This is a genomic window from Pseudomonas quercus, from assembly GCF_012033695.1.
Classification (GTDB): Bacteria; Pseudomonadota; Gammaproteobacteria; order Pseudomonadales; family Pseudomonadaceae; genus Aquipseudomonas; species Aquipseudomonas quercus.
The window spans coordinates 440,138-458,696 of sequence record NZ_JAAVJI010000002.1 but is presented as its reverse complement, the minus strand read 5'-3'; the positions used below and the strand labels follow the sequence as shown (position 1 = coordinate 458,696).

The window sequence follows — 18,559 nt, the reverse complement described above, 5'->3', positions numbered from 1 at the left end:
GAAGCCTGCATGCTGTTTCTTTTTTCCACTCGGCGCCAGCCAAACCTTGGCCTGAGTAGCCCTTACGGTGCTGTTCAAGGGCTGCCGCCATCTCAGTACTCTGCTTACCCTGTTTTCCCTCAATGACGCCATGCTGCAACACGGTTTGATGTTTCAGTGTCAGGCCTTTAAAACAAGGTGAATGGCCTATTGGGTGTATCGCTGTGTAGTTTCATATAGCGGTGATATAACCATTGAGTAGGGGAAAGTAATTAAATGAATCCATAAGCGCATTTGCACCATTTAGATGCTCTCGTATCAATAGGGTGCGAATCAATAGTACGGGGTTTCAGACAAGGATCCGGCATTAAAGTCATTGCCGGCTCATGGGGTTCTGTCGCCTCTCGAACAGGTATTCGATGTGCTCTAAAGCACGTTGCCGTACCCCTTCGCCCTGGCAAAAGCAGAACGTACAGAACTGCGACATCGAATCATCTGATAGACGCTGGATGCTCTGATTCGAGGGTTTTGGCACAAGGGTTGCTCTGTATCGATACGGTAAAACTGTTGTAGCCAATGATTACAATCACGGTCAGGGAAACGACATGCGATCAATACGCTAATTATCTAAAGGCTGCCTGGGTGATAGGGCCAACGTAGTACTGGCCCTGAAGCGCTGCTGTTGCTCAGGCATCAATAACGTTGTGAATACTCGAACCTGAATTAAAGGTGCGAGCGGGGTTTTATTGCCCTTCATATAGCTGAGGGAGCTTCGATGAATGATGCGGTAAAGAAGCAATCGCCCCACTTGGCAGTGGCCGCAGCACCTGCTTCGGTATTGCCAGGCCTGGTATATAAAGCCAATACATCAACCCCTGGCACCCTGAAGAAACAGCATGTCGTGCTGTTGGTGGTAGTGTCGCTGCTGATTCACGGCGGTATCTGGTGGCTGGTGCAGCACCATAAGGCGCCCCTTCCCGATGTGGCACCCCAAGTGCCTGAAATGACCGTAGAACTCAGTAGCCCTACACCACCTACGCCGGAACCTCCGCCGCCGGAGCCACCACCACCACCACCGCCGCCGCCTCCACCGCCCCCACCGCCTCCGGCACCCGAAGAAGACCCGGATGCCGTGAAGCCTGCGCCCAAACCAGTGGAAAAGAAGGTTGAAAAGCCCAAGCCTGCGCCCAAGCCGCAACCGGTGAAAAAGCCCACGCCGCCTACGCCGCCTGCGCCTACGCCAGTGGCTCCAGCAGCGCCGCCGGCCCCGCCGAGCCCTAAACCCGCGCCGCCTGCTCCGGCTGCACCGGCCCCGGTAAAGGAAACCGCAGCGGTGTCTGGCCTGGCGAGTTTAGGTAACCCGCCACCGGAGTACCCCTCTCTGGCGTTAAGGCGCAACTGGGAGGGCACGGTGGTGCTACGGATTCAGGTATTGGCCAGCGGCCGTGCCGGGACGGTGGAGGTCACGCGCTCCAGCGGCAAGCCGCAACTGGATGAAGCAGCTGTGGCGGCCGTGCGGGGCTGGAAGTTCATTCCGGCCAAACGCGGTGATACCCCCATCGACGGCTTCGCAACCCAAACCATTGATTTCAAGTTGCCGCAATAGGGCACGCATACAACACATTCTGGATTTACGAGGTGTAGCCATGAACGCATCACTGTCTGCAATGATTGTCCCAGGTGTCCTTTGGGCGCTGGTGTTCTTCTCGGTGCTCAGCTGGGGGTTGCTGCTTATCAAGGCGGCCCAGTACCTGCGGCTCAAATCCCAGAACCGGCAATTCAGCAAAGCATTCTGGTCGGCGCCCGACCTGCTTACCGCAGCCGAGCATTCCAGCCAGTACCCCGGCTCGCTGGCCCGTATTGCCAACAGCGGCTTTGAAGCCATGGCCGTTGACGACGCGCCGCGTACCGCTCAGCAGCTGGCCCATACCATCAACCGCCAGGACCGGCTGGAGCGCAACCTGCGCCAGCAGATCCAGCGCGAACGCCGAGCCTTGGAAGCAGGCCAGGCCATATTGGCCAGTATCGGTAGCACCTCGCCCTTTATCGGCCTGTTCGGCACGGTGTGGGGCATCATGGAAGCACTGCAGAGCATCGGCGCCAGCGGCTCGGCCAGCCTGGAAACCGTCGCCGGCCCCATTGGCCATGCCCTGATCGCCACGGGGGTGGGGATTGCCGTCGCGGTACCTGCCGTTCTGATCTACAACTTCTTCCTGCGCCGCCTCAAGCTTGCCCTGGCCGACATGGACGACTTTGCCCACGACTTCGACAGCCTGGCCCAGCGCAGCGCCTTCGCGGTAACCCGCGAACCCATCGCTCACAAACACGCCCACAGCGTGCGGGAGGCGAGCTGACATGTCTTTTTCCACACAAGACAGCGATGAAGTGCTCAGCGAAATGAACGTCACCCCACTGGTGGACGTGATGCTAGTGCTGCTGGTGGTGTTCATTGTTACCGCGCCCCTGATGACCAACGCCATCAAGGTGAACCTGCCCAAGACCGATGCCGTAGCCCCGGCCCAGAAGAAAGACCCGGTGGTGGTCAGCGTGGACCAAGACGGCAAGTTCTTCCTGGCCAAAGCCGAAGTGGCGCCCGAGGCCCTTGAGCACAGCCTGCAGGACGTAAAGGCCAAAGACCCAGAGGTGCGCGTGCAGCTGCAGGCGGACACCAACGTCAACTATGGCCAGGTCGCCAAAGCCATGGCGTCCATCGAGCGCTCGGGCATCACGAAAATTTCGGTTATGACCACCCGTTAGAACCCAGCTGTGAACCCTGTGCGAAGCCATTTTCGGCTTTGCAGGGGAGCGGCTTGCATGAAGAAAGGAGTTTTCCGGGGCAGGCACAACCCATCCGGAGCACACAGGGCTTACAGCGCCCTTTCAATCAACGCCTGAGAACAATCGGAAGTGACCATGTTGATGAGTTTTCCCGGCTTCACCCTCAAGCCTTTGGTTGCCACCTTGCAGCGACATCGCATGGTGCCTGTGTACATGATGGCCATGGGCATGAGCGGCGCTTATGCCGCTGACAGCACTGAAGAAACCAACAGCGCGCAAGCGGCCGTGATTGCACCGGCGCCGGTGACCACGCAACTGCAAAAGGTGGAAGTGACCGGCTCGGCCATTCGCCGGGTGGACGCCGAGACAGCGGTACCCATTACCATCCTGCGCACGGCTGACCTGGAAAAGCAGGGCGTGACCACTACTGCCGAGCTGATGCAACGGGTGACTGGCAGCAACTCCATCAACAACTCAGCAGGCTCGGTAGGTTCAGCAACCGGTGGGGCCAGCTTCGCCGATATGCGCGGCATCGGCGCCAACAAGACCCTGGTGCTGCTCAACGGCCGCCGCCTGGCCAACAACGCCATGGCAGGTACCACCTCCCAGGGTGGGGCGGTTGACCTGAACATGATTCCGTTCGCAGCCATCGACCGCGTTGAAGTACTGCGTGATGGTGCCTCGGCGCTGTATGGCACTGATGCCATTGGGGGCGTGATCAACTTCATCACCAAGAAGTCCCTGACCGATGGCACCCTGACCCTGGGCGGTGAAACGCCTACCCAGGACGGCGGCGGGGGCAGCAAGGACATCAGCGGTAGCTGGGGCTACGGCGACCTGGAACAGGACCGTTTCAACGTGATGGGTGTACTCAATTACCGCACCCAGCAGAACCTGGACGCCAACGACCGCGGTTTCAACCGGGACTACGTCCCTAACAGAGGCCTGGACAACACCTCGGGCACGTCCTTCCCTAGCAACTACAGCCAGAATGGCTTTGCCTCCAACCCCCTGGGGCCAGCCTGCAGCGGGCCCAACCAGATCGCCAGCAATGGGGTATGCCGCTACAGCACCCGCAACTCGGTGTACCTGCTGCCGCAAACCGAAGCCACGTCGTTCTTCGGCAAGGCGACCGGCAAGCTGGCGGATGACCATAATGTGAGCCTGGATTACTTCTGGTCGCGCAACAACAACGGCGTCAGTGTTGGGCCAGCGCCCCTGACGGGGCTGAGCCTGTCGCCCAGTTCTCCCTACTACCCCGGCAACGGCATCACGCCGCTGCCCAACAACTTTGCACTGGACCCTACCCAACCCGTGGGCGTGAACTGGCGTGAGGCGGCCGCTGGTGACCGGGAGTCCAAGGACCAGAACACCAGCCAGCGCTTCCAGCTGACCTTCGACGGCACGGTGGCTGGCTGGGACTACAACGTAGGCGCGGGCTACAACCAGAACCAGGTCTACAACAAGGTCACCAGTGGTTATGTGAGCGATACGGCGATGATCGCCGGGCTGGACGCCGGCTTGCTCAACCCTTTCGGGCCGCAGAGTGACGCCGGCCAGGCCTTTATCGATGCCAACACCTACCATGGCACCTACGCCGTTTCTACCGGCCGTGTGGCGGTGGTGGACGGCAAGGTCACCCGGGAAATCGGTGACTGGTTCGGCGCAGGCCCAGTTGGGCTGGCGCTGGGCGGCGAGTACCGCAAGGAGAAATTCCACGAAACCGTGGACGACTTTGCCGGCGACCTGTCCAGCCTGGGCGTGGACCCCAACAGCTCGGTGGCGGGCGACCGCAGCATCAGCGCCCAGTACGCCGAAATAAACGTGCCGGTGCTCGACACCTTGGAGCTGTCGGCGGCCGTGCGCCATGACAAGTACAGCGACTTTGGCAGCAGCACCAACCCCAAGTACTCGTTCCGTTTCCAGCCGTTCAAGGAGCTGGTGGTGCGGGGTGCGTACAGCGAAGGGTTCCGCGCGCCATCGTTGTATGAGCTGAACAACCCCACTTACACCACCTTCAGCCAGGGCAACTACAACGACCCGCGCCTGTGCGCTGGGGGCGTGTTGCAGCCTGGCGGCAACGGCGGCCGTGACTGCAACCAGCAGTTCCTCAACAACACGGGCGGCAACCAGGACCTCAAGCCCGAAACCGCTCGCAACGTGACGGCCGGCTTCGTGTACCAACCCGTGCGCAACCTGTCCATGGGCCTGGACTTCTGGTGGATCAAGATCGCGGGGCAGATCGAAGAGTTTCCCGAGTCCGAAGTGTTTGCCAACCCAGACCTGTACAGCAACCGGATCATCCGTGCACCGGACGGGTCCATCGACCACATCGTGACGGGCCTAGCCAACCTAGGTAACCTGAAAACCAGCGGCGTGGACGTCAGCCTGAACTACCGCTTCCCGGCTACCCCATTTGGCCAGTTCGGCCTGGACCTGCAAGGCACCTACGTTAACCGTTACGACTACCAGCAAACCATTGGTGGCAGCTACATCGACCGGGTGGGCGACTTCCAAGGCTACGGCGTAGCCGCTCGCTGGAAGCACAACATCACCGGTTCGTGGACCTACGGCGCGGCAAGGGCTTCGATCACCAACCGCTATACCTCTGGCTACAACGACTATGACCGCACCACCAACGACCATGTCGCGTCTTACATGCTCTGGGACCTGGCCGCCGGCTACACCTTTAGCAAGGTGCTGGACGTGGACCTGGGCGTGAAGAACATCCTTGACCGCGACCCGCCATTCTCCAACCAGAACTACACCTTCCAGAGTGGCTACGACCCGCGCTACACCGACCCGCTGGGCCGCACCCTGTTTGCCAGGGCGACCTACCACTTCTGAGCCACCCGTCACGGGCTGCGCTGCGGCCCGTTCGATGGTGTGCGGATCGCACCCCTGGCCCAGCGCCAGGGGCTTTTTTCGGGCTTCAAGGGTTTGCGTTCGAGGACGTTGTCGTGATGCCACTGTTCACTGCTGTTGTGCCCCGCCTGATGCTGGCGGCGGCGCTGTACCTGGTGGTATCGAGCGCCCAAGCGGCACCCGTGACCGCGATGACCGTCTATGGCGAACCCCCTAAATACCCCCTTGATTTCCAGCACTTCGATTATGTGAACCCGCTCGCGCCCAAGGGGGGTTCCCTGACCCGTGCGGCCGAAGAGATTTCCGCGTTCACCTACATCATGCCTTCCAGCGACCAGGGTACTGGCGTGGTCCAGGTGGACACCTGGTTGTATTCACCCCTGGCCTACCGCTCCCTGGACGAGTCTTACACGGTCTATGGCCTGGTGGCCGAGAAAATGGAGCACGACCCTGCTGGCCTCTGGGTGCGTTTCTACCTGGACCCCCGTGCGCGTTTCCACGATGGCACATCCATTACCGCCCAAGATGTGGCGTACACCTTCAATGCCCTGACGACCCAGGCCAGCCTCAGCTATCGGCTGCTTTACGGGGATGTGCAGGCGGTGGTGGTGGAAGGCCCGCGCCAGGTGCGCTTTGACTTCAAGAACAACCTGAACCGAACCCTTCCTCTGGACCTGGCCTCCCTGCGGGTGCTGCCTGAACACTACTGGGCACACGAGAACTTCGCCGGTGGCGGTGGCTTCAAGCCGCCGCTGGGCAGTGGGCCCTACCGCATCGGGAAGGTAGACCCCGGCCGCAGCATCACCTTCGAACGCGTCAAGGACTGGTGGGCCAAGGACCTGCCCGTCAGCCGCGGCCTTTATAATTTCGATACCTTGACTGTGAATTTCTACGGTGACACCGAAGTGGCCCGCCAGCTGTTGCAGGCCCAGGCATTCGATTACAACCGTGAATTTTCTTCCAATGGATACGCGGTAGGCTACAACAGCCCGGCCTTGACAGACGGCCGCCTGCAACGGGCCATTCTCGCCAAGCCCAGGCCGGTGGCGGCACAAGGGTTTGTGTTCAACCTGCAGCGGCCCGTGTTCCAGGACCGCCGGGTGCGCCAGGCGCTGACGCTGCTGTGGGATTTCGACTGGGCCAACCAGCACATGATGCGCGGGTTCTACCGGCGCCAGAGCAGTTACTTCCCCAAAAGCGATATGGCCGCCACCCAACTGCCGGACGCCGAGGAACTGGCTATTCTTGAACCCCTGCGGGGCCAGGTGCCGGATGAGGTGTTCACCCAGGTGTACCAGTCGCCCACCACGGACGGCAGCGGTTACATCCGCGACAAACAGCTGCAAGCCCTCGCACTATTGGCTGAAGCTGGCTGGCATCCGGACCATAACCGGCTGGTGAATGCAGCAGGTGAGCAGCTGAAGTTCACCTTCCTGGACGGGCAGGGGGGCTTCGATCGCCTGGTGCTGCCCATGAAGCGAACGTTGGCGCAGATCGGTATCGATCTGGAAATGCGCCGAATCGACGGTGGCCAGTACAACAACCTGATGAACGCTCGGGACTACGACATGATTGTCGTGACCTTCCCGCGCAGTGGTGATCCGCTTATTTCGCCTGGCCGCGAGCTGTACAACCTCTACGGGTCAGCCAGCGCCACCCAGCCCGGCAGCTCCAACTTCATGGTGCTGAAGAACCCCGCCGTAGACGCACTGATCGACGGCCTGGTACAGGCTGACACACGCAGCAGCATGGAGCACCATGCCCGGGCACTGGATCGGGTGTTGCAATGGGGCTACTACGCCATTCAGAACTATTACAGCGAAGGCACACCGACGGTGTACCTCAACCGCTTCGGCATGCCTAAGCAGCCCCCCAGCTACGACGTGGGCCTGGACACCTGGTGGCAGGTCAGCGCTACCGCCCTCACCAACGCACAGATGAACACACTGCTGTCCCACCCGGAGGGCTCCTGAGATGCCGCGTTATATTCTGCGTCGCCTGTTGCTCATCATTCCCACGTTGTTGTGCATTCTGGTCGTAAATTTCGTCATTGTTCAGGCCGCACCGGGTGGGCCTGTGGACCAGGCCATTGCCCGCCTGCAAGGGGCCGGCAAGCAAGGTGTGGGCGGTGGCGGTGGCGAGATGGCCGGTGGTAGCGGCAGCCGCGCCAGCCAAGGCCTGGACCCGGCCTTGATCGAGGAAATCAAACAGCATTACGGGTTCGACAAGCCCATGCACGAGCGCCTGTGGCTGATGCTCACGCATTATGCCCAGCTGGATTTCGGCAACAGCTTTTTCAGGGGGGCGCCGGTGACCGAGCTGATTGCGCAAAAGCTGCCCACTACCTTGTCGCTAGGGCTATGGGCCACGCTGATCACTTACCTGGTGTCCATTCCCTTGGGCATTCGCAAGGCGGTACTGCATGGTACCCGCTTCGATGTCTGGACCAGCACGGCAATCATTATTGGCTATGCGATGCCTGCGTTCCTGTTCGCCATCCTGCTGATCGTAGTGTTTGCCGGAGGCAGTTACCTCAGTTGGTTCCCAGTGCAAGGGCTGGTGTCCGAAGGCTTCGAGCAGCTGTCATTGCCCGGCAAGGTAGTCGACTATGCCTGGCACCTGGTGCTCCCGGTGAGCGCCTTGGTGATTGGCGGGTTTGCCACCCTCACCATCATGACCAAAAACAGCTTCCTCAATGAAATCAGCCGCCAGTACGTAACCACGGCGCGGGCCAAGGGCCTGACGGAGCAGCGGCTGCTGTATGGCCACGTGTTTCGCAATGCCATGCTGCTGGTGCTGGCAGGCATCCCCCAAGCTCTGATCGATGTGTTCTTCGCCGGCTCGCTGCTGATCGAAACCCTCTTCAACCTCGATGGTCTGGGCCGCATGAGCTACGACGCTGCGGTATCCCGGGATTACCCGGTGGTGTTCGGCACCCTGTTCCTGTTCACCTTGTTCGGCCTGTTGATCAAGCTGGTAGGGGACATCTGCTACACGCTGGTGGACCCCCGGATCGATTTTTCCACGAGGGCTGCCTGAATGTTCACACTGTCGCCTCTGGGCAGGCGCCGCCTGCAAGCGTTCAAGGCGAACCGCCGCGGCTGGTGGTCCTTGTGGCTGTTCGTAGGCGTGCTTGCCCTGTGCCTGTGTGCAGACTGGATCGCCAATGACAAGCCGTTGCTGGTGAGCGTCAACGGCCACTGGTATTTCCCCATTCTCAAGGCTTATCAGGAAACCGATTTCGGTGGCGAGCTGCCCTTCGAGCCGGACTACACCAGCCAGTACGTGAGAGACCTGATTGCCAGCAGGCACGGCTGGATGCTGTTCCCACCCATTCCCTATGGCCCCGAGTCTGTGAACTGGGACCTGACCGCACCGTCACCCAGCCCGCCCACCGCCCAGAACTGGCTGGGTACCGATGCCCAGGCACGTGATGTGCTCGCCCGGGCCCTGTACGGCGCACGGGTGTCCATTGCCTTTGCCCTGTTGCTGACCTTGATCAGCACCTTGATCGGCGTGTTCGCCGGGGCCATGCAGGGCTACTACGGAGGGCTGACAGACCTGATCGGCCAGCGCTTGCAAGAGATCTGGTCAGGCCTGCCGGTCCTGTACCTGCTGATCATTCTCTCGGGTTTCGTAGCACCCAGTTTCTGGTGGCTATTGGGAACCATGGCACTGTTCTCTTGGCTAGGGCTGGTGGATGTGGTGCGGGCCGAGTTCCTGCGCGGGCGCAACCTGGAGTACGTGAAGGCGGCCCGGGCCTTGGGCCTGACCGACAGCGCACTGATGCTAAGGCATATTCTGCCTAACGCCATGACCAGCACCTTGACCTACCTGCCGTTTATTGTGACCGGCGCCATTTCTACCCTCACGGCCCTGGATTTTCTAGGGTTTGGCATGCCTGCCGGCACGGCCTCGCTCGGGGAGCTGGTAGGTGAGGCCAAACAGAACCTGCAGGCGCCCTGGCTCGGGTTGACAGCGTTCTGTGTGCTGGCCCTGATTCTGTCACTGCTGGTATTTATTGGAGAGGCATGCCGTGACGCATTTGACCCAAGGCACTGAGGCATCCCTTCCGCTGGTGGCCATTCGTGACCTGCACGTCGCCTTTGGGGACCGAAGTGTGGTGCATGGGGTAAGCCTGACCATCAACCAGGGTGAGTGCGTAGCACTGGTGGGTGAGTCCGGCTCGGGCAAGTCCGTCACAGCGCACTCGATCCTGCGGCTGCTGCCTGGGGCCAATGTGCGTACGCACGGGGAGATCCTGTTCGACGGGCAGGACCTGGTCAGCGCCAGCCCCAGCCACCTGCGTGCCTTGCGTGGTAACCGGGTGGCGATGATTTTCCAGGAACCCATGACATCCCTTAACCCACTGCACACCGTGGAAAAACAGATCGGCGAAGTGCTGGCCCTGCACAAGGGACTCGGCCGCCAGGCCGCGCGGGCCAGGGTGCTGGAATTGCTTGAGCTGGTAGGGGTGCGCGACCCCGCCCAACGGTTGAAGGCCTACCCGCACCAGTTGTCCGGCGGGCAGCGCCAGCGTGTCATGATTGCCATGGCGTTGGCCAATGAGCCTGACCTGCTGATTGCCGACGAACCCACCACCGCGTTGGACGTGACCGTGCAGCAGCAGATACTCGAGCTGCTGCGCAGCCTGCAGGCACGCTTGGGCATGGCCTTGCTGCTGATCAGCCATGACCTCAACCTGGTGAAGCAGATCGCTCAGCGGGTGTACGTAATGCGCCAGGGGGACATTGTCGAAGAGGGCGATACCGTGCAGCTGTTTGCCAACCCTCAGCACTTGTACAGCCGGTTGTTGATCGAGGCTGAGCCCAGTGGGCAACCGGTGCCGGTCACGTTTGAGCACCCTGTGCTGACGGTGGACGAGTTGCGTGTGTGGTTTCCTTTGCCCACGCCGCTGTTCAGCCGCCGCCGTGAGTACATCAAGGCCGTGGATGGGGTGAGTTTCGACCTGCTCAAAGGCAGGACGCTGGGGATTGTGGGGGAGTCCGGGTCGGGAAAGTCCACCTTGGGCCAGGCCATATTGCGGCTGGTGGACTGCGAAGGCAGCGTACGCTTTGGCACGGTGCAACTGACCCTGCAGAACCCTCAGGCCATGCGCCGCTTGCGCCAGCACATGCAAGTGGTGTTTCAGGACCCCTTCGGCAGCCTCAGCCCGCGCCTGTCCGTGGAGCAGATCATTGCTGAGGGGTTGTTGACCCATAACATCGGAACGGCCGCTGAGCGTGAGGCTGCGGTGATTCGTGTGCTGGGGGAGGTGGGCCTTGACCCCGAAAGCCGGCACCGTTACCCCCATGAATTTTCCGGTGGCCAGCGCCAGCGCATCGCTATTGCGCGGGCACTGGTACTGGAGCCGAGCCTGATACTACTGGATGAGCCCACATCCGCCCTGGACCGCACCGTGCAAAAGCAGGTGGTGGAGCTGTTGCGCTCACTGCAGCAGCGGCGTGGCCTTACGTACCTGTTCATCAGCCATGACCTGGCTGTGGTGCGTGCGCTGGCCCATGATGTGCTGGTGATACACAACGGCCGGGTGGTAGAGCAGGGGCCGGCCCAACAGGTGTTCACGGCGCCTGAACACCCCTACACCCAGGCACTGATTGCGGCTTCAGGGCTTCATGCGCTGAGTTAACCAGGCCAGGCCCCTTGCTGAGCCTTTTGTTCGCAGGCTTCGCCAGCTCCCACACCTGTTGGACCGGGCGCAGCCCGGGAATGGCCTGACTAGAGCAGCTCAAACCGCGCCTGTTTCACGTCCTGGGAGTCCAGGCCGATCTGCACGTCGAAATCCCCCGCTTCAGCCGCGTACTGAAGCTGGGTGTTATAGAACTTCAGGTCCTCCTCGGTGAGATTGAACGTCACCTCCTTGCGCTCACCCGCCTTGAGGAACACTTTCTCGAAGTTCTTCAGCTCCTTGATCGGCCGCGCCATGGAAGCGGCTACGTCGTGCAGGTACAGCTGCACCACGGTTTCCCCGTCACGCTTGCCGGTGTTACGCACGGTCACGCTGGCCTTGAGGGTGTCGCCCCGCTTGAGCCGGGCGCTGGACAGGTGAACGTCCGACACGTCAAAGGTGGTGTAGCTCAGGCCATAGCCGAAGGGGAACAGCGGGGTGGTGTCCTCATCGAAATACTGGGAGGTGTAGTTGCCGGCTTTGCCAGGGGTGAATGGGCGGCCAATGGTCAGGTGGCTGTAATACATGGGCACCTGCCCCACGGAGCGTGGGAAGGTAACTGGCAGTTTGCCCGAAGGGTTGTAGTCACCGAACAGGACGTCGGCGATGGCATGGCCGCCTTCAGTGCCGGTGAACCAGGTTTCCAGCAAGGCATCGGCCTGCTCCGTTTCCCGTACCAGCGACAACGGTCGGCCGTTCATCAGCACTATCACCAGGGGTTTGCCCGTAGCCCGCAAGGCGGTCAGCAAGGCACGCTGGGGCGCCGGAATATCCAGGGTGGTACGGCTGGCCGACTCATGGGACATGCCCCGTGACTCGCCCACCGCCGCCACGATCACGTCAGCGTTGGCCGCAGCTTTCAGGGCTTCATCGATCATGGCCTGGGGCGTACGCGGGTCCACTTCCACTTCGGTGCGGTCGAAAATGATCCGGTTGAGGAAGGCCAGGCTGTTACGGTCATTGGTCACGTTAGCGCCTTTGGCGTACAGCACCTGCGCCTGGTTGCCGACTGCGTCGCGCAGCCCGCGCAATAGCGTGATCGACTGCGTAGGCTGGCCAGCAGCCGACCAACTGCCCATCATGTCGATAGGCGCATCGGCTAACGGGCCCACCAGCGCGATGGTGCCAGCCTTCTTGAGCGGCAGCGTGTCCTTGGCATTCTTGAGCAGTACCATGGAACGCCGCGCCACGGCCCTGGCATCCTGGCGGTGCAAACGGCTCTCGGCATTGACGTCCTGCGGGTCATCGGCAGCCTTGCCCAAACGGCGATAAGGGTCGGCGAACAGCCCCAGGTCGTACTTGGTAGCCAGCACTTCACGCACGGCACTGTCGATCTGGGATTCGGGTACTTCGCCGGCTTTCACCAACCCAGGCAATTCCTTGCCGTAGACCATGTCGTTCATGCTCAGGTCGATACCCGCACGGATCGCCAGCTTGGCTGCTTCTCGGCCATCCCGGGCGACACCATGCTTCACCAGTTCCAGAATCGCCCCATGGTCGCTGACGGTCAGGCCTTTGAAACCCCAGTCCCGGCGCAGCAGGTCCTGCATCAGCCAGGTGTTGGACGTGGCCGGCACCCCGTTGATGGAGTTGAGTGCAACCATCACGCCACCGGCCCCTGCGTCCAGCGCGGCACGGTAGGGGGGCAGGTAATCCTGGTACATGCGGGTAGGGCTCATGTCCACAGTGTTGTAGTCCCGGCCACCCTCCACGCCGCCGTACAGCGCAAAGTGTTTCACGGCGGCCATGATGCTGTCTGGTGCGCTCACGTCCTTGCCTTGGTAGCCCTGCACCATCACCTTGGCAATGCGCGACACCAGGTAGGTATCCTCACCAAACCCTTCACTGCTGCGCCCCCAGCGGGGGTCGCGGGAAATGTCCACCATGGGGCCGAAGGTCATGTCCAGGCTGTCGGCGGCGGCTTCTCGGGCGGCCGTGCGTGCGCTCACGGCAATGGCGTCCATGTCCCAGCTGGAGGCCAGGCCCAGGCCAATGGGGAAAATGGTGCGCTGGCCGTGGATCACGTCATAGGCAAAGAACATGGGGATCTTCAGCCGGCTGTTCATGGCCGCGTCCTGCATGGGGCGGTTTTCCGGGCGGGTGACTGAGTTGAAGGTGCCACCGATACGGCCAGCGGCGATTTCCTTGCGTATCTGCTCGTGGGTCATGTCTGGCCCGATGCTGATCAGCCGCAGTTGGCCGATCTTTTCGTCCAGTGTCATGCGCGACAGCAGGTCGCTGATGAACGCCTCCTTGTTCTGTGCAGGGGCAGTGCCTTCGGCCAAGGTATAAGGGCAAGCGAGGGCAGCAGCCATGCCGAGCAGATACAGCTTCTTCATGAAAATCATTCCTGGCGGGCTAACAGGCTCAATGGGCCTGTAACTTTATTTACAAACCGTTGTAACCCAATTAGGGACAGGTGATCCAGTCGGCGCGTGTTTTTCCGCTTTCAGCGCGCCTGCCTTAGAATGGCGACCCGCTGCCTTTTTCGAGATTCGCTTGATGCCTGTTGCGCCTGCTTCCGCGTTACCTACCGATGACCCCCGTGCCGTGTTCCTGGACCTGCTGCAAGGTGCGCTTGCCGCCGGGCGCTGGGTGAAACTGGTGCTGGCCCGGCCGGTGGGGGCGGAGCCTGAGCTAGAGCGCATCACGGTCAAGCCGCTCACTGTAAAAGGTGAGCCGCGCCTGGGGTTCGTGCTGCGCTATCGCACCCGTGACATCACCCGTCACTATGGGCTGGACGAAGGGCTGGCCGAGATCGCCAACGCCTTGCCCGCGCCGTTTCGCAACGCCCACCTGCATGCCACGGATGAAACCGTGCAGCTGGAATTCGGCAAGAAGGGCAAGGCGCGGTTGCACCGTACACGGGCGCAACAGGTGCAAGCAGCAGCCCCGGCCGAGCACGACCGCGCCAAGCAGCGCTGGCTGGACCTGGACCGTCCGTTCCTCGCCGCCTTGGGCGTGACCGACCACAAGGGCGCACTAGTGCCTGCCATGTCGCGCAAGTGGAAGCAGATCAACAAATTCATCGAAGTGTTCGCCCACGCCTTCAACCAGGCGGGTTTGCCACAGGACGCCCCCGTCCAAGTAGCAGACTTCGGCTCCGGCAAGGGTTACCTCACCTTCGCCATCCACGATTACCTGCGCCACGGCCTGGGCCGGGACGCGCGAGTCACGGGTGTGGAGTTGCGTGAAGACATGGTGACCCTGTGTAACCAGGCGGCCGCCGGGCTGGACCATCCAGGCCTACAGTTCGAGCGGGGGGATGTGCGCACGGTGGTCCCGGCGCGTATTGACGTGATGATCGCCTTGCATGCCTGCGATGTGGCCACGGACTATGCCCTTCACACCGGCATTCGCAGCCAGGCAGCGATCATCATGTGCTCGCCCTGCTGCCATAAGCAGCTGCGCCCCCAGATGACCAGCCCCGAGCCCCTGGGCCCCATGCTGCAGTTCGGCCTGCACATGGGCCAGCAGGCCGAAATGCTCACTGACAGCCTGCGGGCGCTGTACCTGGAAGCCTGCGGGTATGAAACGAAGGTGTTCGAGTTTGTATCCCTGGAGCACACCAGCAAGAACAAGATGATTCTGGCGGTCAAGCGTTCGAGGCCCATCGATGTGAGCACTCGGCTGGCCCGTATCGAGGCGCTGAAAGCGTTTTACGGCATACAGGAGCACTGCCTGGAAACGTTGCTCCAGGCAGACCACCTGCTGGCGTGAGTCAGCGCTTCGGCCGGGCCTTTTCCTGAGGAATCATCAGGGCAGGTGCCCCTAACGGGTGGCTGGTGGCGTCGAAGAACTCCAAGGTCACCCGATCGCCCAGCAGCGCGTGGTAGTGCTTTTTCTGGCTGAGCACCCAAGGGTCGCTCAACGGGAAAATGGACACCGCCATGGCGTCAATGGGGGCCTGGCGCAGGGCCGCCAGCACATGGGCATCCTGTGTGTTCAACTGGTGGCCAAACACGCACAGCGGGCCTTGATGCACGGCCAGTGCCCCAAGGTTACGAGTAAGGTAGTCCGACCCCCGAATGCTTCGCAGCTTATCGGCACCTGTACCCTCGTTGACGAACAGCGGCACCTCCCCCGGTGTATTGATGGCAAACCCGTCCAGCAACTCGCTACCCACGGCCAGGCGGCGGCGGGTGGCGCCGTCGCGGTCCTTGAGCAGGTGCAGCCCGCCATGCAGGTAATGCAGGCGATGGTCACCTGCAGGCGGCCGGCTGGCATCAAAGCTGGCGTCCTCGTCCAGGCCATCGTCGAACCCTTCCGGCGCTTCTGCTACGGCCCAGTGGCACAGCAGGTCATAGTTACCTGAATAGATCGCGTGGTAGTCCCGCAGGGCGGTGTTGAGGGCCAGGCGCGTGGCAGCAGGCAGCAACCGCCAGGGCAGGTGAACACTGCGCATGGCGTGGATCAGCGCTTCCTTGATGGCGTAATAGCGGTTCAGTGGGCCGGAAGCGCCAATGGCCAGCGCTGCGTTCACGCGCGTGGTGGTATTGAGTGATCCCAGGACCTGTTCGAAGCTCTCGCTGCCCAGCGCCTTGAACAGCGCCAAGTCGGTCTGGCCCAACGGGCGGTTGCGCACCTTTTGCGCCAATTCGAACAGCGTGTCATAGGCAAAGCCCCGCCACAGTGCGCGGCTGGCGCCATTGCCCAGCAACAGGCCAGTGCAATGGCCAGCCAGGCGTGTGTCTTTCCAGGCGGGGAGGGTGGTGTCGAAGGTGTGTAATTCCATAGTGCAGCAATTCGGTGACTTAGGCTGGCGCGACTGTAGCACGTTGCCGCTGTGGCTCGCGGGTTTGCGCCTTCCGCCCGTATGGAAGGTGCCCGTATGGAAGGTGAGTGTCGCGAGTGTCATCTTGAAACAGCACCCGCTGCGCTATGCTCGAAGGCTGGCGCAAAGCGCCTTCCATTGTTAAACCCGAAAAAGGGGAATGCGTGTGAAGCAGGTCAAAACATTCCAGTTGGGTGCCGCGCTGTTGTGCCTGGCCATGGCATCAGCGCCCGTGTTCGCTGCTGCGCCCTCGCCAGAGGCTTTGGCAAAGAAGGCCGGCGTTGCCTGGCCTGCAGTGATCGCTCACCGGGGCGCCAGCTACGATGCGCCTGAGTCCACTCGCCCCGCCTATATAGCCGCCCGCGACCTGGGTGCGGACTACCTGGAAATGGACCTGCAACGCACCCGCGACGGGCAGTTGGTGGCCTTTCATGACGACACACTGCTACGTACCACAGACGTGGCCACGCGCTTTCCGGACCGCCGCGACAAGCCTATAAGCGCGTTCACCCTGGCTGAACTGCGTGAGTTAGATGCCGGCAGCTGGTTCAACACGGCCTACCCAGACCGTGCACGCCCCGCCTTCCAGGGCGCCAAGGTGTTGACCCTGGATGAGATCATCGACATTGCCGATGCTGACCCTGAGAACCGTACCGGGCTGTACATCGAAACCAAGGTGCCCAGCCTCTACCCCGGCATCGAAGCGGACCTGAAGGCCAAGCTGATCTCCCGCGGCTGGCTGACCCCTTCGGGCGAGGTTGCCGCTGGCCACCACGTAGTGCTGCAAACCTTCGAAAAGGCCAGCCTGGAACTGCTGGCCAAGGAAATGCCCAAGGTGCCTAAAGTGCTGTTGTTGTGGGTGGGCGAGGGCAGCATCGAGCCGGAGTCCAAAGTGGCCTTCGCAGACTCGGGCATCAAGGACAAGGCGGCGTACTACGCCAGCCAGCGCCCTGCCAGCAAGGAAGCCTTCGCCAGCTGGGTCGATTTTGCTAAAGCGCAAGGTGCGGTGGGCACTGGCCCTTCAGCGGCGCTGACCAAAGGGGGCGATCAGAGCTACATGGACCTGGTGCAGCCTTGGATGAACAAACTCACCCATGCCAAAGGCCTGCTAGTGCATGTGTACACCGTGGATGACCCGGTGGACTTCGACAAGGTCAAGAAGGCCGGGGTAGACGGCATCTTCACCAACCGCACGGCCGAGCTGCTGAAGTTCGACGGGCGCCCTTCGAAGCGCTCCGTGCAGGCCATACTCGACGACGAAGGCTACTGACCGGAAATGCCGTGCAGGTCGGCGATCCAGCGCCCGATCGGCTCGGCATTGCGCTCCAGCGTATCCAGCGCATCTCGCACGCTGCCCGCCGTGGCAGCGTCATCCCCCCGCACCTCCACCCACAGCGCCAATTCTTCAATGGCCGCTGCCAGGGCTACCTGGTTTTCGTAGATCTTCTCTAACGCGTGGTGCAGTGAGTCGGGCATGGTTGTCACTCCTTGTGCGTGAAATAGTGACCCTGGAGCCACACGTTGGTGCCCGCCGCTTGCTTTGGGCAGGAAGTGGCCATAGGCCTGCTTACATGAAAAAGCCTTCAAACAATCTCAGGGAACCGATCCCACCCCTCTGCACCTCTAAGGAAAACAAGCCTTTGCAATAACAGTGGAGAGCAACCATGCAGGTACAAGTCAACAGCAACCAGGTCACTGCCGGCGTAGGTTTGCACGACTGGGTAGGTAGCGCCGTGGAAGACGCCCTGGAGCGGTTCGATGACTTGCTGACCCGGGTGGAAGTCCATGTCAGTGATGAAAATGCCGAAAAATCTGGCGCCCAAGACAAGCGCTGCCAGATCGAAGCCCGGCCCAAAGGCCATACGCCTGTGTCCGTTACCCACAAGGCAGAATCTCTGGACCAGGCCGTGCAAGGCGCTGCTGATAAAATGTGCCATGCCCTGGAGCACCTGATGGGCCGCCTGGATGAGCCTGTGGTTTCCACTGGCCACCTGACCGCACCGCCAGTGCTGGAAGACTCGGAAGCAGAAGTGGATGCAATGCTGGAGGATGATTTCCTGGCCAGGCGTGAGGCGTTGGGTAAGGAGTAAACGAGGGGAGGGGCCTGGCTGCTTGGGTGGCTGGGCCTTGGCCTGACACGCTTTATTGCTTTCTTTACCCCTTGCCAGCATCGGGTTGCCCCAGACCTCGCGCGCTAACCAACGCCTCTAGCAGTAGTCGGGTGTATTGCCACCTCGAAATAGGGCTTCGACATCGGCGTCAGCTATTTGGAAAGCCTGATAGTCGAATGATTGCTCGTCACCCATACCTCTAGCAAATCCGATACGAGGCAGCTTCATGGCTTCCTCAGAAGCCACCAGCTCTGAAATCGGCTTACTGTTTTTGGCGGTGTCAATGACCGTACCAGTTTCCATTTCTTCTGACATTCGCGATAAGTCTTCCTCGTCGGCACGTGTATAGCAGGTCTGCATGGT

General features: G+C 61.3%; 15 protein-coding genes. 11 read left to right on the top strand and 4 right to left on the bottom strand.

The genetic code is table 11. From position 1 onward, the window contains the following. Positions 1–754 precede the first annotated feature (754 nt). The 8 genes from HBH25_RS05375 to HBH25_RS05340 all read left to right on the top strand — a co-directional run bounded on the left by HBH25_RS05375 (position 755) and on the right by HBH25_RS05340 (position 11,272). A complete protein-coding gene (locus HBH25_RS05375) occupies positions 755–1,585 on the top strand; it encodes an energy transducer TonB (protein ID WP_168082266.1) in 831 nt (276 codons plus the stop codon). A gap of 40 nt (positions 1,586–1,625) precedes the next feature. Next, complete coding sequence (locus tag HBH25_RS05370) at positions 1,626–2,333, top strand: MotA/TolQ/ExbB proton channel family protein (protein ID WP_178088840.1); 708 nt, start codon at positions 1,626–1,628, stop codon at positions 2,331–2,333. A gap of 1 nt (position 2,334) precedes the next feature. Then, positions 2,335–2,736, top strand: a complete 402-nt coding sequence (locus HBH25_RS05365) for an ExbD/TolR family protein (protein ID WP_168082264.1) — start codon at positions 2,335–2,337, stop codon at positions 2,734–2,736. A 156-nt stretch (positions 2,737–2,892) separates the two neighbouring features. After that, on the top strand, positions 2,893–5,604 hold the full coding sequence (locus HBH25_RS05360; RefSeq protein ID WP_168082262.1) for a TonB-dependent receptor: 2,712 nt from the start codon (positions 2,893–2,895) through the stop codon (positions 5,602–5,604). 116 nt (positions 5,605–5,720) lie between these two features. Next, positions 5,721–7,595 (top strand): extracellular solute-binding protein, encoded by a 1,875-nt coding sequence (locus tag HBH25_RS05355; protein ID WP_168082260.1) that lies wholly within the window; start codon positions 5,721–5,723, stop codon positions 7,593–7,595. Between the two features lies 1 nt (position 7,596). Continuing rightward, entirely contained in the window at positions 7,597–8,661 is a 1,065-nt protein-coding gene (locus tag HBH25_RS05350) for a microcin C ABC transporter permease YejB (RefSeq protein ID WP_168082258.1), read from the top strand. Continuing rightward, positions 8,662–9,684: an ABC transporter permease gene (locus HBH25_RS05345; RefSeq protein WP_168082256.1), complete on the top strand. Its 1,023-nt coding sequence runs from the start codon at positions 8,662–8,664 to the stop codon at positions 9,682–9,684. Further along, complete coding sequence (locus HBH25_RS05340; protein ID WP_324616858.1) at positions 9,659–11,272, top strand: ABC transporter ATP-binding protein; 1,614 nt, start codon at positions 9,659–9,661, stop codon at positions 11,270–11,272. Before HBH25_RS05345 ends, HBH25_RS05340 begins: the two co-directional genes overlap by 26 nt. An 89-nt stretch (positions 11,273–11,361) precedes the next feature. Here the strand turns inward: HBH25_RS05340 and bglX are convergent, their stop codons facing one another. Further along, positions 11,362–13,650: a beta-glucosidase BglX gene (bglX, locus tag HBH25_RS05335; RefSeq protein WP_168082254.1), complete on the bottom strand. Its 2,289-nt coding sequence runs from the start codon at positions 13,648–13,650 to the stop codon at positions 11,362–11,364. 163 nt (positions 13,651–13,813) lie between these two features. On the opposite strand from bglX, the gene HBH25_RS05330 reads away from it, so the two are divergent. Further along, entirely contained in the window at positions 13,814–15,031 is a 1,218-nt protein-coding gene (locus HBH25_RS05330; protein WP_168082252.1) for a class I SAM-dependent methyltransferase, read from the top strand. Position 15,032: 1 nt separating this feature from the next. Here HBH25_RS05330 and HBH25_RS05325 read toward each other — a convergent pair whose 3' ends face one another. Continuing rightward, complete coding sequence (locus HBH25_RS05325; protein WP_168082250.1) at positions 15,033–16,046, bottom strand: DUF4917 family protein; 1,014 nt, start codon at positions 16,044–16,046, stop codon at positions 15,033–15,035. Positions 16,047–16,245: 199 nt separating this feature from the next. Between HBH25_RS05325 and HBH25_RS05320 the strand changes: the two genes are divergently transcribed. Beyond that, entirely contained in the window at positions 16,246–17,355 is a 1,110-nt protein-coding gene (locus tag HBH25_RS05320; protein WP_420708429.1) for a glycerophosphodiester phosphodiesterase, read from the top strand. Here HBH25_RS05320 and HBH25_RS05315 read toward each other — a convergent pair. Continuing rightward, the gene (locus HBH25_RS05315; RefSeq protein ID WP_168082248.1) at positions 17,349–17,561 is read right to left on the bottom strand and encodes a hypothetical protein; all 213 of its coding nucleotides are present in this window, start codon (positions 17,559–17,561) and stop codon (positions 17,349–17,351) included. The genes HBH25_RS05320 and HBH25_RS05315 overlap by 7 nt on opposite strands. Before the next feature lie 188 nt (positions 17,562–17,749). On the opposite strand from HBH25_RS05315, the gene HBH25_RS05310 reads away from it, so the two are divergent. Beyond that, positions 17,750–18,175 carry an HPF/RaiA family ribosome-associated protein gene (locus HBH25_RS05310; protein WP_168082246.1) on the top strand — a complete coding sequence of 142 codons (426 nt, stop codon included), beginning with the start codon at positions 17,750–17,752 and terminating at the stop codon, positions 18,173–18,175. A gap of 117 nt (positions 18,176–18,292) precedes the next feature. On the opposite strand, the gene HBH25_RS05305 is transcribed toward HBH25_RS05310, so the two are convergent. After that, positions 18,293–18,556: a hypothetical protein gene (locus HBH25_RS05305; protein ID WP_168082244.1), complete on the bottom strand. Its 264-nt coding sequence runs from the start codon at positions 18,554–18,556 to the stop codon at positions 18,293–18,295. Between the last annotated feature and the right edge of the window lie 3 nt (positions 18,557–18,559).